This window comes from Legionella tunisiensis (genome assembly GCF_000308315.1).
In the GTDB taxonomy this organism is placed as follows: domain Bacteria; phylum Pseudomonadota; class Gammaproteobacteria; order Legionellales; family Legionellaceae; genus Tatlockia; species Tatlockia tunisiensis.
The window spans coordinates 1-16,353 of sequence record NZ_CALJ01000250.1; the positions used below are offsets into that span (position 1 = coordinate 1).

The window sequence follows — 16,353 nt, forward strand, 5'->3', positions numbered from 1 at the left end:
TCCGCACAAGATTAAACTCCAAACTCCAAAACCTACTGGCTTGAGATACTCAATAGGTTGAATATAAAAATAACCAGCAATATCAACCAAATCAAATAAAGAAAATAACTAGGTCTTATAAAAAAACCGCGTCATACAGTACCTGCTACAGAAACTTTATTTTCACTAACAAATTTATCAACGTATATTTTCTTTAATTCTTCAGCTAGAACTAATTTCGGTTGCCATCCAGTTTTGTTGATCTTGTCAGTATTTAACAGTTTTTTAAGAGTACCATCAGGTTTCGAGTTATCCCATCTAACTTCACCTTTATAATCGACAATTCGACAGAGCAACTCGACTAACTCCTTAATGGAAATATCTTTGCCATAACCAATATTGACTAGCGGGCCGCTTACTGGACAGTGAAGCAAGTCATCGTATTGGGAATCCGGTAGATTTAATAAAAATACCGCTGCATCGCCCATATCATCACTGTGCATAAATTCACGTTTAGGTGCACCAGAGCCCCATACATCAACAAACGGCGCATGAGAAATCTTCGCTTCGTGAATTTTTCGCATTAAGGCCGGAATCACATGAGAAGCTTGCAAATCATAATTGTCATTTGGCCCATAGAGATTGGTCGGCATAGCGACCAAATACTTGGTACCATATTGCCGATTAAACGATTCACACAGCGAAATACCTGATATTTTTGCGAGTGCATAAGCTTTGTTAGTCGGTTCAAGTGGTCCAGTTAATAAATGCTCTTCGCACATTGGTTGTGGGCAATCACGTGGATAAAGACAGGAAGAACCTAAAAACAATAGACGCTTGACCTTATTTTCCCAGGAAGCATGAATGAGATTAGTTTGGATAATTTGGTTTTGATAGCCAAAATCTGCAGGATAAGTATTATTGGCAACAATACCACCAACTTTTGCAGCAGCCATAAAAACATACTCTGGCTGTTCCTTAGTAAAGAATGCGTGAACCTTAGCCTGGTCTGTTAAATCAAGTTCACTCTTCGTTCTGAGTAGTAGGTTCGTATAGCCTTGCCTTTCCAGCGCTCTAACCAATGCTGAACCCACTAACCCGCGATGTCCGGCTACATATATTTTGGCATTATGATGCATATATCACTCACTCATTACAATTCGTAAAATTTAGCTGAAGACTCTATTCACTACAATAGACTGTGCTGACTTAGCAGCTCATTTTCCGTAACCATTCTCGTTAATAAATTTATCTCTGCAAGCTATTTCATAATCTGCACGAATCATTTCTTCCACCAACTCATGAAATTGGATTCGTGGCTTCCAACCCAATTTCTGACGCGCTTTGCTTGCATCACCCAATAAAGTCTCCACTTCAGTAGGTCTGAAATAGCGAGGGTCGATTGCAATTCGGCATACGCCATCACTGCTATAAGCCTTCTCATTAATCCCTTCACCTTCCCAATGAAGCTCTAAATTAATTTCCTTTGCGGCCAAATTGATAAATTCACGGACACTATGTTGCTCACCGGTTGCGATAACAAAATCTTCTGGCTTTTCTTGCTGCAACATCAACCATTGCATCTCAACATAATCTTTGGCATGCCCCCAATCGCGCTTGGCATTGATATTTCCTAAATACAAACACTCTTCTAATCCACATTTAATACGTGCGAGGCCGCGTGTAATTTTCTGGTTACAAAGGTCTCGCCGCGAATAGGCGATTCGTGATTAAACAAATCCCATTGCAGGCAAATATGTTATAAGCTTCACGATAATTCACTGTAATCCAATAGGCATATAATTTAGAAACAGCGTAAGGTGAGCGAGGATAAAAAGGGGTTGTCTCTTTTTGCGGGGTTTCCTGAACCAAACCGTATAACTCGGATGTAGACGCTTGATAAAATTTGGTTTTTTGTTCAAAACCCAATATACGTATTGCTTCTAAAATACGCAACGCACCTAAGGCATCTGAATTGGCAGTATATTCCGGCTCTTCAAAAGACACAGAAACATGACTCTGCGCAGCAAGGTTATAGATTTCATCCGGTTTGGTTTGTTGAATAATACGGATTAAACTCGTACTGTCAGTCATATCACCATAGTGTAGAATAAGGCGCAGATCCTTTTCATGGGGATCTTGGTACAAATGATCGATGCGACCTGTATTCAATAGGGACGACCTGCGCTTAATACCATGCACGGTATACCCTTTATTGATAAGAAACTCTGCTAAATAGGCGCCGTCTTGACCAGTAACCCCTGTAATTAATGCCGTTTTCACCAAACACCTCGTGATATGTAATCTGTCAGTTACGAAACAAATAATACAATAGTTTCAATTTTATCTAACTTTAAACTATTCGACTTTGCTTTCATTGCCTTTAAATCCAACCGCCTTCATTTGCATTTGGGTGGTTAGCAAATACTTTTAGGAAGAATTTCAAACCCTACCATAAACATCCTGGAATCGGACAATATCATCTTCTCCCATATATTCACCGCTTTGTACCTCAATCATAACCAGATCAAGCACACCAGGATTTTCCAAACGATGCTTATGACCAGCAGGAATATAGGTCGATTCATTCGTACTGACAAATATTTCTCGCTCGCCATTGATGACCTTGGCCATACCACTCACAACGATCCAATGCTCACTGCGATGATGATGCATTTGTAAACTAAGACTCGCTCCCGGCCTTACTTCAATACGTTTGATTTTGAAACGTGGCCCCTCTTCCAACACAGTATAGGTACCCCAAGGACGGTGCACTGTACGATGTAATTTATGAGCCTCATGACCTTGTGCTTTCAACTGGGCATATATACGCTTCACATCTTGATCACGTGATTTATCAGCGACCAGCAACGCATCAGGCGTATCAATAATGAATAGATTTTCAACCCCGACCGCCCCAATCAAACGTTCTTTACTGCGAATATAACAATTTGATACATCATGGAGCAGTGCTTCGCCTTCAATACGATTTCCCTGTGCATCAGGCTCAGCCAAATCACCTAAAGCATTCCAAGAACCAATATCACTCCACCCAATGCTACAAGGCACAACAGCAACTCGCGTCGATTTTTCAATAATGGCATAATCGATTGAATTTTCAGGTACTGTGCTAAAACTTTGGGCATCCAGTTCAAGCTGCGAAAACCCCTTCCCGGTTGCCGTACGGGATTGCTCCAAGCAAGTCTTAGTAGTGAAAAGAATATCCGGGCAATAATGCTCCATCTCTCGCAATAAGGTCCCGACGGAGAAACAAAACATACCTGAATTCCATAGAAAACGCCCGGAATCAAGATAGTCTTGTGCTTTTAGCAAGGAAGGCTTTTCAACAAAACTTAATACATTAGTACCATCCGCTTCGATATAGCCGTAGCCAGTCTCGGGTCGATCAGGCTTAATACCAAAGGTAACCAGCTTGCCTAATGTAGCAAGCTCAACCGCTTGTGCAATTGCCTTGGCAAACGCTTCCTGTTCGGAGACAAGATGGTCCGCGGGCAATATCAACATCAGGGTATCTTCGTTATGCATATTAGCGATATGCAAAGCTGCAGCAGCAATAGCAGACGCTGTATTACGGCCAAAAGGTTCGAGGATGAAAGACAGGCTTAGGTCTGATGCGTTAACTTCTCTAAACTCATCTTCAGTTTTGAAAAACAATTCTCGATTTGTGACTGTGAGGATTTCCTCAACATCAGATAAAGCGGCGCCCCGAAGAAAAGTCTTCTGCAATAAGCTTTGCCCGTCGGCCAGACGAATAAATGGTTTAGGATGCAACTCACGGGAAACCGGCCAAAGCCTGGAACCTGCTCCACCACATAGAATTGTCGGTATCAAACGCATTGACACTCCTTGTTTTTTGCTCTTAATTCACTGAGAATACATCCACACTGACCACTACGCTCACATAGCCTTGATGAGTAGAGGCTAATGAAGCTATGTGTAAAACTTTGTGGACGCAAGTTGTGTCCGCGCGAAAAAAAGCGGATTATTATAAAAAATCTATATTTGTCAATTTCCATTGACCAACCCCTGGGAACTCAGTTACACGCCACTGTCCATGACAGTAGGTCCTATTGGTTAAGAAAGAAATCATGTTTATTGTTTTTACTATTCTTCTTAATCTTAACGTCGGGGTATAAACCCACGGCAATGGAGTCATCGGGCACATCTATATTTCTTATAAATGTGTTCCCGGCGATACTTACATTACTACCAATATGACACTTACCAATTACCGAACTTTTAGCATATAGTACGACTGCTTCACCAAAACGCGGATAGACACTGTTCACATCAGTTCCAACAGTAACATTCTGATAAACCACCAAAAAATCAGAGTAATGTGCATTTCCAAGAATGGTACCTACCGGGTGAACAAACAAAAATATATCTGGAAGAGCGATTGAATAAAAAGCATCAATTCCATGTAAAGCTTTATTCAATAAAAATGCTTTTTCCGCTACATGGATAAATTGCTGCCGATAAGCTTCATTAGCGATGAAATACAAAAACATGGCATAGTGATCAGAATTCAAATGATTAAATACCGCCCGTCCCTCATCGAAATAATATTTCTTGTGAATATGAGAAAAGCAGTAATCTAACCGTTCGATCACTGTCGGCATTATCTTGGTTATACTATCCTTTACTGGCCCTTCATCAGGATAAAAAGTTTGCAACTGTTTTGCCAGGTACTCACCGAGCAAGTGTGGTTCAATTGTTAATTTCATTTAGTTAGCTTCATAGGTATGCCCTGATTCAACAAATAAGAGCGGGCTCGAATTGGGTTATTATCACCGAAATGAAAAAGGCTAGCGCAGGCAACTGCATCAACCTGAGCCTCTTTAAACGCATCAACCAAATGCATAAAAGTACCTGCACCACCGGCTATAATAAGGGGTCGATCTGTATAACGTCTCACCTCTTTTGCTAATTGCAAATCATAACCATTCATCATGCCATCGTTATCAATAGAATTGACAACAAATTCGCCAGCGCCCCGTTCAGTCATTTCCAGGACAAAATCACGTAAAGATTTGGTTGATTTTTGCGTACCACAATGGCTGTAAAGTGAATAGTTTCCATTCTCCAATTTCACATCCAATCCGACTACCACACATTGCCGACCAAACAGATTAGCTGCTTCGCCAATTAAATCCGGTGTCGTATGTGCTGCGGTAGTAATAGAAATTTTATCTGCGCCAGCAAGCAGTAAGCGGCGCATCTTATCAATCGAATCAACACCACCACCTACTGACAAAGGCATAAAACATTCTGCTGAAACGGCATTGACTGTTTTCTCCAGAATTTCAAAAGCACTACCTTTCCGATTAGCATCAATATCCAAAAAAATAACTCATCAGCATTTTGTGCATTATAAATTCTTGATGCCGATACTGGATCGCCGGTGTCACGAAAATTATCAAACTGTTTTCCTTTGACCATTCTGCCATTGCTTAATAACAGAGTTGGAATGATTCGTTTTTAACATTCTCCACCCCACTCACAAAAATTCTCAAGCAATAACAATCCATTATCTTGGCTCTTCTCAGGATGGAACTGAATACCAATCACATTTTCCTTAACGACAATGGCTGGAAATTGTTTACCATAATCGGTCAAAGCCAACACATTGCTTGTATCACTGGCATTGAAAAAATAAGAATGAACAAAATAAAAGTCCACGTGCTTTTTTAGATTGTTACAAATAGGGTGGTCAAAATTAAAGGTGAGTGAATTCCAGCCGACATGAGGTACAGGCAAATCAGGAAGATCAAGAAACTGGACCTTGCCATCAATCAATCCCAGGCCTTTGGAATAACCTCCTTCTTCACCCTCTGTAGAAAGAATTTGCATACCCAAACAAATTCCAAGCAAGGGCTTTCCTTCGTGCACATGCTTCATGATGGCTGCATCCACTTCTAGTGATGCAATATTTGCCATAGCAACCGCGTAGGAACCAACACCGGGAATAATCAGATGAGAACAACGCTCAATTGCTTGAGCAGTTTTCACAATTTCCGGTTCATAACCTAAGTAACTCAGGGAATTATAAACTGAATTAATATTTCCCATACCATAATCTAAAATACCAATTATTTTATCCATTCACCTTCTCTATACCACTTAATCGTATCCCATACCGGTTTTGCTTTCGGGTTATTTTCAAAATCATGCTCATAGGGTGGTATGGCCATTTGTTTAACAATTGTATTAAATTCTTCTTCAGTAAGCCCAACATAGCTTAAAAAAATATCTAACGATTCAGGCCGACGCCCTTCCAGAGCGTTCCATTTTTCAGCCTCTTCTTTGGTGATCTTGTTGTTGCGTAATTTAATAGAATTAATTTGCGTAATACGACTATAACCCCGTTTGATATATTTAATATAATCACGGGTACCCTGCATGAAGCACTCAATTTTCTCACCCGTCGTATTGACTTCATTAGGTACACCTTCTAACTCATCCGGCTGCCAACCGAGTTCTTCCTTAATCCATTTGGTATTCGCTTCATAATCCCATGGAATAAAACTTCCCAAACAAACGGAAGCATAACCCAGTTTTTTAACTCACTCAATTTAGGATAAGTAAAAGGATTCAAATCACGTCGATCGATTGGATCTTCAGGGGTATTAATCATACCGTACATATCATCTGCCGATATCCCTAAATTTCTGATCATATTGAATTTTTTCTCATCTTCATACTCGATTTCGTCATTCAGATAATCGTAGTAAGCTGTTAATTCAGCTTGTGGCTCACCCCAAAAATAAGTGGAACATTGTATTTAATAGCGATTTGCATAGGATAAGAATAAATACCCGTATGGCAGTGCCAGCAAAAATCCGTTTTACGGATAAATGATTCCAGCATGAGTTTTTTACGATTTTCCAATTAGGCGTAAAATCGATCACATCAACACCTAATTTTTAAAGGTCCGTTGATTGTTATCACTAATAACTGAACGCATAAAACCGTGATTAAAACGAACAACCAATGGTTTTATCTTATACTCTTTCATCAGGTATAAGAGTTGGAAAGTACTGTCTTTCCCACCGCTAAAAGGAATAATACAATCATAGTCGCCTTTACCACGGTATTTCTCTATCAATTGATCCAAGAGTTTCTTTCTGGCTACCCAATCAATTTTTCTTTTTATTTTCGCTGAATTACAAATGTTGCAACATCCATGCTCATCGAATTCGATAGTTTCATAAGTTTCCGGCAGTAAACAATTAGAACAACGTTTAAGTTTCGCAGTCATAAAACACCCAATTAGATTGTGAACCCATCATCTACAATGAGATTCTGGCCATTAACATAGCTTGACAGATCAGAAAGCAAATAAATTAAGGAGCCAGATAAATCGCCCTTATCCAACATCCCTTTATTGAGACACTCCTCTTTATAAGCGCTTACAAAAGAAGCTGGTTGTGCATCAAGAATGCCTCCAGGACTTAAAGAATTAACTCTGATCTGTTTACCTTTAAATGATTTTGCAAAATACCTGGTCAAATGGATGATGCCTGATTTTATTACAGCGTATTCAACTGGCATAGTCATCGCTGTATTCTCATAAATTTCAAATTTAGGTGCTACAACACCATAAATAGAGGCGATATTGATGATATTGCCATAACCCTGTTGCATAAAATAAGCAGAAAATTGCTGGGAAGTAAGGAAGTACCCCCCTAAATTAAGATTCACATTTTCACAGAAATCGCTATATTCGACCTCCATCAAGCGCCGACCGTAATTTTTATTTCGAGGATAAGCATTGTTGACCAACGCATCTATTTTTCCATATTTCTCGGAAACGGCTTTAACGACGTCAATTATGGACGCCTTGTCTGTAATATCCAGTACTACAAAATCAGCCTTACCTTCGATGTCTTCTCGCTTTATTTTTTCTATAACATGGAGTGCTGTTTCTTGGTTACAATCAGCAATGATGGCAATGCCTCCATTCCTGGCAATTGCCTGAACGAATTCGGCCCCTAAAAGGCCCGCTCCCCCAGTAACAACAACAACTTTATCTTTTAGTACCTGATTCATAAATCAACTCTGTGGCAACCGATTTTTAATTATGGCGTCTGAATACTGGTTTAATTACCTCACCTTGCAAATAACCTTCCGTTGAACCTTGTTCGATAGCATGGGCATAAATTTTAAAGGTCTTCTCCAGTGCAGCTGCCGTCTTTTGTAACTCGTCATCACCATGTCGATAACTCAAAGCGATCCAGGGCATCAATACCCCATTCTTAATCATTTCTTGCGAAAATAAGGTGCGGAATGCTAAAGAAGTCTCACCTTTCGCATCATAAGTCGCATACCAGGGTGAGCACTCTACTCCACCTGCCTTAAAGAAATCGGCGATACCTGCCTCTGCTGCTTTCTGATTCATTAAAGAGATTAAAGAGTTGCCATAATTCCACATATGCTCCACAACCTGATGCCGTTGCATAAATTCCACCGTTTTTTACGAAAGCACCCAGACCGCACATCTCGGCGCCATGAGTTGTTGACAGTAAAAATAAACGTTCACGGCCAGGGAATTCAATTGAACCAAGCTCCATAATGTCACGCTTACCCGCTATCGCTGCCACTGCAAAACCATTAGCCATTGCTTTGCCAAAAGTACAGAGATCCGGTTGAACTTTATAATAATTTTGCGCACCTTTCAGATCCCAACGAAAACCGGTAATCATTTCATCGAGGACAAAAACAATACCATGCCTCTTGCATAGGCGCTGGACATCATGAAGATAGGTTTCTCCAGGATTCGTAAGCGATGGGGCTGGATGCTGCATAGCACTTGGTTCCAAAACCACGCAGGCTATTTGCTCAGGATACTCCGCAATAAGCGCTTCTAATGAAGCAAGATCGTTATAGCTAAAAAAGTTTGGTTTGCTCAATTACATTAGCAGGTATGCCACGCGTTATCGGCGTAGAACCAATAAACCAGTCATCATAGGAAAAAAAGGGCTGTTCAGCACAGCGAGCTATCAAATCCCGACCAGTATAAGCTCTTGCTAATTTTACAGCAGCAGAAACAGCGGTTGAACCATTTTTAGTAAACTTCACCATATCAACACTGTCAATGAGATCTACCAATAATTCAGCTGCTTCCAATTCGATCATTGAAGCTCTGGTCAGATTATTACCATTCCTAATCTGTTCAAAAGCAGCTTGATCGATTTCATCTTCTGCATAACCAATATTTACCGCTCGTAAGGCCATACCATAATCCAGGTATTCAATCCCCTGATTATCATAGGTATAAGCCCCTTTTCCGCGCACCATAATTTGTGGCGCATTTTCAGGATATTGATCATGACCGCGTGAATAGGTATGTGCTCCACCAGGAATGACATGTAACAGACGCGATTTAAAGTCGTTTTTCATTTTTATTCCTAGTTTTAAATTAATAATTCTTTATTATTCAATATGGTTTCTATTTTTAAGAAGTCTAATAACGTATCAACTTCCAAAGACTTCCAAGCAGGAACGATATAAGGCAACGTGCGTTCATGGTAAAAAGTCTCTGTTTCAAGGTATTTTTTAATGTCTGATATATAAAGCGACCCCTCAAAAAATACACATCATCTACATCTTGCCTACGGATTGGTTTAGCAAAACTTTCCCGATTATATGGCCGTAAAAAATTATCATCCCCTATCGTTGCACAATAAACAGGATGTGAAGCCTCAACCTTACTCGCACCAACGATTGACAATCCTTCACCAGCTACTAGAGTCTCCAGTGCCTTATCAACATCAGCTGCTTCTGTTAAAGGGGAGGTCGGCTCCAGCAAGACAAAATAATCATAATCCCCATCCATCTCAGCACAGAATTTAATTGCATGAATCACTGCTTCTGATGAGGGCGAAGTGTCCTTGGCAAATTCGGCTGGTCGCATAAAAGGCACTTCAGCGCCATATTCCAATGCTACTTTGGCTATTGCTGGATCATCGGTTGTTACGATGACCCTATCCACATAGCGCGAATTTAAAGCCGTCTTTATAGGCCAAGCAACCAAGGGTATTCCATTTAAAAGGCGAATATTTTTCCCGGTAATCCTTTGCTGCCACCCCGAGCTGGAATAATAGCCAAAACTTTTTTTGCTTAATCATCTTAAAAACCTAACAGACTGACCTCTTCCTGTGCCCTTTTAAAATCATCCATGCGACCTATATCCAACCAATATTCATGGATGGGGAACATATTAACATTTTTCCCTTGTCAATGTGATGTTGCAGCAAATCAGGCATATCAATGCGCACACCCGGTAAAACGCTACGAGCAAACTCGGGAGAAAGCAAATAAATTCCCGCATTAATAAAAGAACGATGTACTGGTTTTCAACAATCGAAGTGACTCGATGGCCCTGGAAATTCAGGACACCAAAAGGTATTCGATGCTCATATTCACGCACACAGATGGTCGCTACTCCTTCATGTTCCTGATGAAAGTCCAATAAATTCTGGAAATTAAGAGAAGTAAGCAAATCACCATTCATCATGAATATAGGTAAATCAATTTCGTCGTGAGGCAACAGACCCAAAGCACCACCTGTACCAAGTGGGTGTTCTTCATGCACATAGCGAATACTGACTCCCCAGCGACTGCCATCACCGAAATGTTTTCTGATCATTTCCGGCATAAAATGGGTTGAAATAAAAAAGCGATGAAAACCTGCATCAATAAAACGCTCAATAATCAGTTCCAAAATAGCTTTGTCGCCTACTTTAAGCAACGGTTTTGGACACTCTTGAGTCAAAGGATGTAAGCGCGTACCAAATCCGCCCGCGATGAGAAAACAGGATTATCACGATGACGTTTTCTCAAAATATCATGCAAGGTTTCCAAGCCAACCACTCGCCCATCAGGATCTACAATCGGTAATTGCAAAAGCTGGTATTTTTCCATGGTTGCCAATATGAGCTCCCTACTCCAATCAGCATCTGCTTTTTTGGGAGTCTCACACATCATCTCTCTTACCGGCAAATCTAAAGCGAGATGTTTGATCAGAGCGCGCCGTATATCACCATCCGTTACGGTTCCCAACAAATGGCGTTGTTCATCCACAACAAGGGCGATTCGCTGCGCACCCTGATCAAGAATTTCTATTGCTTCATTAATCGTTGTATCGGGTTTTATCAGTAATGTTTCCCAATTTATCATTTTTCATCACCACAATAGGTTTCTAGGCTGAATTCTGTCCGGCGTATAAACGCCGGTAAGACTAATTGTCTCGGTGGCACATCACGCACAATAGAGGCACCAGCCCCTACTACCGCATCATTACCGACCTTGACTCCCGGAATCAAAGTAGCACCACTGGCAACGAAAGCTCGTTTCCCGACATAGACATTGCCACACAATACAGCACCTGGGGCAATATGAACATGGTCTTCGATGACACAATCGTGATCAATCGCTGTGCGAGTATTAATAATCACATTATTACCAATACGAGCATCAGCCTGGATTACCGCACCCGCCATGACTTGTACCCCCTTCTTGCAGGTGAGCATCAGGATCAACGCAAGCCATTGGGTGTACCAGTGCAGGGAAATAATAACCTTTTTCTTTAAAGGTATCGAAGATACGCTGCCTACTATTGGTATCTCCCACACGCCGTCCGACGGCATTCACCAGCGCAACCTCATTAGGATTGAAATCATTTAAATCATCTCCAGCGCCGAGAACTCGGATATCTCGCCAGAAATTGGCTCCCTGATTGACTAATTCAGGGGCACATACTCCAAGTACAGGTAAGTCCAATGCCCTAACCAGTGAGAGCAAAACCTTAGCATGTCCACCAGCACCAAGTAAAATTAAAGGTTTTTGCTGATAATTAGTTAAATTCATAACTCAAAAACCTCTCCTGGCTCATAGGTTTTGAGGCTGACAGAGCCAATAAGCTCCCAAAATAAATTAGGTGGCAATCCACCACCCGTTCGTGCTGTTGCTAAATCGCTACGCTCAATCACTTTTCCTGCAGGTAGATAGTTCGCAGCAACAATAGATTGCCTGGCTGCTCTTCGTGTATCCCACTCACTGGCTTGTGGTGCTTTGATGGAGCTGCCCAATGCAATTTCAAGAGCACGAATATCTGCAACCAATTTTTTTAGCTCAGCCACTTCAATAGACGCCTGGTGATCAGGACCCGGTAAAGTCCTATCCAGGGTAAAATGCTTTTCAATCACTCTAGCACCACGAGCAACTGCTGCAATAGGAATCACTGTACCTTCAGTATGATCGGAATAGCCAATATCCAAACCAAACGCTGCCGCCAGAGTATCCATCGCACGCAGATTCACTTCATTCCAAGGTGTAGGATATTGCGAAGTACAATGGAGTAAGGTTACGTGGCCCTTGAGCCTTTCCCGGATCTGAGGATTAGACCAACATTGCCAGACATCAGCAATTCTGCGCGGCTCTTCTGGGAATTGCAAAGCATAAGCTACAATCGCCAACCCTTCTTCAACTTCCGCTAAAGTGGCCATTCCAGTAGAAATAATTAACGGTTTACCTGTTTTAGCAAAACGCCACAGTAAAGGTGCATTGGTTAATTCGCCTGAAGGAACTTTATAAAGAGGTAAATTGAGTGCTTGTAAAAATTGTAAACTCAGCTCATCAAATGCCGTTGATAAAAATTCAATTCCTCGTTCTTTTGCATGATTTTGCAAATCGCTATGCCAGGCCTCCGGTAACTCTAGTTTCGCGAGCATATCTAATTGAGATTCCGCTTCATCAGTCGTTGCTTTTTGATAGGTTGCTTTTTCAACTTTTTTGCTGGCTAATCTGCTCGCCTTAAATGTTTGGAATTTTACCGCATCAGCGCCAGCCTCTGCAGCAGCATCTACCAAATGAAAAGCAAGATCTCTGCTACCATTATGATTCACACCAGCTTCAGCAATGATATAAACCGATTTGTTATGCTCAGACATATTGAAAATTCCAATCTTGAAAGTGTTTTACTGTTGATAATTCATGCTCTTTAAGTACAGGCAAAATTCGCGCTGATACCTGTCCATTACCATAGGGATTATTAACTTGACGGCATTTTTCTCTGAATGCGGGGTTTAACGCTTTACTTAAGGCTTCTTTAATTGCAGGGTAAGTTGCCTTGCAATGAAGAATTGAATCAGCGGCCAATCGTCCCTCCTGGCGCAAACCGATATTGACTGTTGGCACCCCAAACGCGGGCACCTCAATAATACCACTTGAAGAGTTACCAATCACAGCCTCAGCATGTGCGACAGCACTCAGGTATTTTTTAAAACCAAGTGATTTCACAGCAAACGCTCGGCCTGGATTAGTTTTACAATAATTTTCCAACAGTTGAATAATAATGTGACCACCATTATCAGCATTCGGATAAGTGAAAAGAACCTGATGTTCCGGCCAGTCATCAAGTACCTGTAGTAAAGCCGCGAAAGTAGCTTCCACAGGTTCATCTGCATTCGTTGCGGGGTGATAAGTCACTAAAAAATAAGGGCTATGAAGATGAATTTGCAATGCTTCCGCCAACAGGGCAGATGAAAACAATTCGTTCTTATAGTATGTTCCAAGCCAAGAGCCCCCACATTAAATACTCTACTGGTTTCCTCTCCCATTTGTATTACACGATGACGATACGCTTCAGCGGCCACAAAATGCATGGATGCCATCTTGGTAACAGCATGCCTGATTGAATCGTCATAAGCCCCCAAAGTTAATTCACCGCCATGGGCATGGGCAATAGGGATTTTCATGATTAATGCGGCTTGAGCAAGCGCCAACGTTTCAAAACGGTCGCCCAACAAAAATAGAATATCCGGATTTAGGCGAGCCAGGGCATCAGCAAAACCGATGGTAGCAAGCCCCATCGATTTTACAACGCCCACAGTGGAGTCAGAAGCTAATAGCATTTCAACTTTTTCATCAATCTTAAAGCCATCAGCTTCAATTTCTTTCCAAGTCTCCCCAAATTGCGGCGCTAAATGCATGCCACTAACCAAGACTTGTAATTCCAAGTCACTACTGTCCTGAATTGCTTTCATTAGCCAATACAATAAGCCATATTCTGCTCTTGTAGCTGTAAATACTGCAATCTTACGCATGCACATCTCTCTGAATTACGACAGAACTTGGTAAATTAACCACTCGCTCAGCAAGCCATTCTACATTGCTGAGTGAATCACTTAATGCATTGTTAAACATAGGTAACTGATGCATGGGTTGCCAGATAGGCCTGGTCATAACCCCTGCTCCATTTGTTACTTTCAGCAATTCGTCGCGCTGTTGCTGATTCTCGCATATAACCGCATTAAGCCAATAATTACTACGGCAATCCTCGGGCTCTGATACAAATTGCAACGGTGTATTTGCCAAAAGCTCGGCATAATTTTTAGCTAACAAGCGTTTATTTTCTATAAAAGCATCCAATTGCTCTAACTGAGCGCATCCTAATGCAGCATTAATATTTGGCATGCGGTAATTAAAACCTATTTCATCATGAATAAATTCATAGGGATGGGGCTTTTTAGCAGTTGTTGTCAAATGTTTTGCCCGAATACCTAGTTCTTTATCTGCTAGAATCATACCACCACCCCCAGTGGTTATGATCTTGTTTCCATTAAAGCTTAAAATACCTATCTTGCCAAAAGTACCTGTGTGGCGGCCTTTGTATAGACTACCCAACGACTCAGCAGCATCTTCGATTATCGGCACATGCCAACGCTCAGAAACATCGAGTAAACCATCAATATCTACCGGATGACCAAAAGTATGCATCGGCACACAAGCCCGGATGATACGATTATCAGTTCGATGACGACAAAGACCAGCATCATCAATAAAAGCAAACTCATCAAGCCAGGCATCAACTGCTTGTGGCGACAAGCCGAGATTTCGTTTATCGACATCTAAAAATATTGGCTCTGCTTTGCAATAACTAATGGCGTTACAGGTAGCGACAAAAGTCAACGGCTGGGTTAGCACATAATCTCCCTGCCTAACACCTGCTAGAATGAAAGCCATGTGTAAAGCGCTGGTACCATTAACAGTGACTACAGCACTAGGACTACCCGTATAAGCAGCCATTTCTTGCTCAAATTTATCAACGTAGGCACCTACACTGGAGACAAAACTAGAATCAATAGTAGCGAGCACATAATTGCGTTCATTGCCAATAAATTTTGGTGCATGCAAAGGAATAAAATCATCCGTGCGATATTGCTCACGAATAAATTGAATGAGGAAATTAAACATAATCATACTCAAACATTATAAATATCCGCCTTATATTTGGCTAAATTATCACTCGAAGTAAACCATTCTATTGTTTTTTCAGGCCCTCGCTGATAGAAAACCTTGGTTCAAATCCTGTTAAATTGCGAATTTTAGTATTATCACACCATAGCCTGGAAACTTCTGATTTTTCCGGCCGCAATCGTTGCTCATCAAGAACAAACTCAACATTGCTCTTCATAAGTTCGCGAATTAGATTCAATGTATCACCAACAGAAATCTCATAATTTGAACCAATATTTACCACTTCACCAATTGCCTTGTCGCAACGTGCCAATTCCAAGAAACCGCGGCATGTATCTGCAACATAATTAAAATCACGTGTTGGCGTCACATCCCCCAACTCAATTCGATCACGCCCACTGGCAATTTGCGCAATAATTGTTGGAATCACTGCTCGTGCAGATTGTCTTGGACCATAGGTATTAAAAGGTCTTGCGATAGTTAAAGGCAGATTAAAGGCATTAAAAAACTAATTGCCATCGCATCAGCACCAATTTTAGAAGCACTATAGGGAGATTGCGCCTGAAGGGGATGCTTTTCATCAATCGGAACATATCTCGCCGTACCATAAACCTCGCTGGTTGACGTATGGATAATACGCCCAACTTGATTTTCCATGGCCGCCTGGCAAATGTTTAATGTACCTTTAACATTGGTGTCAACGTAACTATCTGGTGCAATATAGGAATAAGGAATAGCAATTAATGCGGCCAGATGAAAAATGACATCCACATCTTTAGTAATGTGTTTACAATAATGAGGATCACGAATGTCCCCTGTTAATACTTCAATATCATTTAAACAATCAATATCTTCCAACCAACCCCAATAATTAAATGAGTTATACTGAGAAAGTGCCTTCACTTCATAACCTTCTCTCACTAATAACTCAGTAAGGTGAGATCCAATAAAACCATCAGCACCGGTGATAAGGGCCTTCATTAACTATCCTCATTTCCAATTCCAGGGGGTTGACACTTTTACTATCTTGGCATTTAAGGCTTGATTCTCTGGGCTTCACTGCTCACATACTAAGGTGTATGCTTCGCAGCG

General features: G+C 41.1%; 23 protein-coding genes and 1 pseudogene. All 24 read right to left on the reverse strand.

All coding sequences use genetic code 11. The annotated features are described in order from the left end of the window. Positions 1–131: 131 nt before the first annotated feature. Positions 132–1,118: a GDP-L-fucose synthase family protein gene (locus BN58_RS15260; protein ID WP_019217560.1), complete on the reverse strand. Its 987-nt coding sequence runs from the start codon at positions 1,116–1,118 to the stop codon at positions 132–134. Between the two features lie 78 nt (positions 1,119–1,196). Next, complete coding sequence (locus BN58_RS36430) at positions 1,197–1,703, reverse strand: GDP-mannose 4,6-dehydratase (RefSeq protein ID WP_332248000.1); 507 nt, start codon at positions 1,701–1,703, stop codon at positions 1,197–1,199. Further along, the gene (locus tag BN58_RS36435) at positions 1,675–2,262 is read right to left on the reverse strand and encodes a GDP-mannose 4,6-dehydratase (RefSeq protein WP_269570356.1); all 588 of its coding nucleotides are present in this window, start codon (positions 2,260–2,262) and stop codon (positions 1,675–1,677) included. The genes BN58_RS36430 and BN58_RS36435 overlap by 29 nt, the downstream gene beginning before the upstream one ends. Positions 2,263–2,421: 159 nt before the next feature. After that, positions 2,422–3,837 carry a mannose-1-phosphate guanylyltransferase/mannose-6-phosphate isomerase gene (locus BN58_RS15270; protein ID WP_019217561.1) on the reverse strand — a complete coding sequence of 472 codons (1,416 nt, stop codon included), beginning with the start codon at positions 3,835–3,837 and terminating at the stop codon, positions 2,422–2,424. 230 nt (positions 3,838–4,067) lie between these two features. After that, complete coding sequence (locus tag BN58_RS15275; protein WP_019217562.1) at positions 4,068–4,727, reverse strand: LbetaH domain-containing protein; 660 nt, start codon at positions 4,725–4,727, stop codon at positions 4,068–4,070. After that, positions 4,724–5,442, reverse strand: a pseudogene (gene hisF / locus BN58_RS26065) (imidazole glycerol phosphate synthase subunit HisF). The gene BN58_RS15275 and the pseudogene hisF overlap by 4 nt, the downstream one beginning before the upstream one ends. Before the next feature lie 39 nt (positions 5,443–5,481). After that, positions 5,482–6,105: an imidazole glycerol phosphate synthase subunit HisH gene (gene hisH, locus BN58_RS15285; RefSeq protein ID WP_019217564.1), complete on the reverse strand. Its 624-nt coding sequence runs from the start codon at positions 6,103–6,105 to the stop codon at positions 5,482–5,484. Next, on the reverse strand, positions 6,093–6,536 hold the full coding sequence (locus BN58_RS31930) for an adenine nucleotide alpha hydrolase family protein (protein ID WP_198009924.1): 444 nt from the start codon (positions 6,534–6,536) through the stop codon (positions 6,093–6,095). Before BN58_RS31930 ends, hisH begins: the two co-directional genes overlap by 13 nt. 383 nt (positions 6,537–6,919) lie before the next feature. After that, complete coding sequence (locus BN58_RS31935; RefSeq protein WP_198009925.1) at positions 6,920–7,261, reverse strand: adenine nucleotide alpha hydrolase family protein; 342 nt, start codon at positions 7,259–7,261, stop codon at positions 6,920–6,922. 11 nt (positions 7,262–7,272) lie between these two features. Beyond that, the gene (locus BN58_RS15295; protein ID WP_019217565.1) at positions 7,273–8,052 is read right to left on the reverse strand and encodes an oxidoreductase; all 780 of its coding nucleotides are present in this window, start codon (positions 8,050–8,052) and stop codon (positions 7,273–7,275) included. Between the two features lie 25 nt (positions 8,053–8,077). Next, positions 8,078–8,401, reverse strand: a complete 324-nt coding sequence (locus tag BN58_RS31940; RefSeq protein WP_198009926.1) for a PLP-dependent aminotransferase family protein — start codon at positions 8,399–8,401, stop codon at positions 8,078–8,080. Further along, a complete protein-coding gene (locus BN58_RS31945) occupies positions 8,358–8,912 on the reverse strand; it encodes an aminotransferase class III-fold pyridoxal phosphate-dependent enzyme (RefSeq protein ID WP_198009927.1) in 555 nt (184 codons plus the stop codon). The genes BN58_RS31940 and BN58_RS31945 overlap by 44 nt, the downstream gene beginning before the upstream one ends. After that, positions 8,890–9,402, reverse strand: coding sequence for an aminotransferase class III-fold pyridoxal phosphate-dependent enzyme (locus BN58_RS31950; RefSeq protein ID WP_198009928.1), 513 nt, complete (start codon positions 9,400–9,402; stop codon positions 8,890–8,892). The genes BN58_RS31945 and BN58_RS31950 overlap by 23 nt, the downstream gene beginning before the upstream one ends. Before the next feature lie 64 nt (positions 9,403–9,466). After that, positions 9,467–10,075 carry an acylneuraminate cytidylyltransferase family protein gene (locus tag BN58_RS26080; protein WP_198009938.1) on the reverse strand — a complete coding sequence of 203 codons (609 nt, stop codon included), beginning with the start codon at positions 10,073–10,075 and terminating at the stop codon, positions 9,467–9,469. 147 nt (positions 10,076–10,222) lie between these two features. After that, positions 10,223–10,777: a sugar phosphate nucleotidyltransferase gene (locus BN58_RS31955; protein ID WP_198009929.1), complete on the reverse strand. Its 555-nt coding sequence runs from the start codon at positions 10,775–10,777 to the stop codon at positions 10,223–10,225. Then, positions 10,774–11,181 (reverse strand): CBS domain-containing protein, encoded by a 408-nt coding sequence (locus tag BN58_RS31960; protein WP_198009930.1) that lies wholly within the window; start codon positions 11,179–11,181, stop codon positions 10,774–10,776. Before BN58_RS31960 ends, BN58_RS31955 begins: the two co-directional genes overlap by 4 nt. Continuing rightward, a complete protein-coding gene (locus BN58_RS28880; RefSeq protein WP_019217566.1) occupies positions 11,178–11,504 on the reverse strand; it encodes an LbetaH domain-containing protein in 327 nt (108 codons plus the stop codon). Before BN58_RS28880 ends, BN58_RS31960 begins: the two co-directional genes overlap by 4 nt. Continuing rightward, positions 11,479–11,871: a PglD-related sugar-binding protein gene (locus tag BN58_RS31965; RefSeq protein WP_051131931.1), complete on the reverse strand. Its 393-nt coding sequence runs from the start codon at positions 11,869–11,871 to the stop codon at positions 11,479–11,481. The genes BN58_RS28880 and BN58_RS31965 overlap by 26 nt, the downstream gene beginning before the upstream one ends. Further along, positions 11,868–12,953: an N-acetylneuraminate synthase gene (neuB, locus tag BN58_RS15320; RefSeq protein WP_019217567.1), complete on the reverse strand. Its 1,086-nt coding sequence runs from the start codon at positions 12,951–12,953 to the stop codon at positions 11,868–11,870. The genes BN58_RS31965 and neuB overlap by 4 nt, the downstream gene beginning before the upstream one ends. Beyond that, entirely contained in the window at positions 12,946–13,524 is a 579-nt protein-coding gene (locus BN58_RS36440; RefSeq protein WP_198009931.1) for a UDP-N-acetylglucosamine 2-epimerase, read from the reverse strand. The genes neuB and BN58_RS36440 overlap by 8 nt, the downstream gene beginning before the upstream one ends. Continuing rightward, entirely contained in the window at positions 13,491–14,108 is a 618-nt protein-coding gene (gene neuC, locus BN58_RS36445) for a UDP-N-acetylglucosamine 2-epimerase (protein ID WP_198009932.1), read from the reverse strand. The genes BN58_RS36440 and neuC overlap by 34 nt, the downstream gene beginning before the upstream one ends. After that, positions 14,101–15,264: a LegC family aminotransferase gene (locus BN58_RS15330; RefSeq protein WP_232220695.1), complete on the reverse strand. Its 1,164-nt coding sequence runs from the start codon at positions 15,262–15,264 to the stop codon at positions 14,101–14,103. Before BN58_RS15330 ends, neuC begins: the two co-directional genes overlap by 8 nt. Before the next feature lie 61 nt (positions 15,265–15,325). Continuing rightward, positions 15,326–15,751, reverse strand: coding sequence for a GDP-mannose 4,6-dehydratase (locus BN58_RS36450; RefSeq protein ID WP_332248001.1), 426 nt, complete (start codon positions 15,749–15,751; stop codon positions 15,326–15,328). Next, a complete protein-coding gene (locus tag BN58_RS36455) occupies positions 15,742–16,242 on the reverse strand; it encodes an SDR family NAD(P)-dependent oxidoreductase (RefSeq protein ID WP_269570357.1) in 501 nt (166 codons plus the stop codon). Before BN58_RS36455 ends, BN58_RS36450 begins: the two co-directional genes overlap by 10 nt. Between the last annotated feature and the right edge of the window lie 111 nt (positions 16,243–16,353).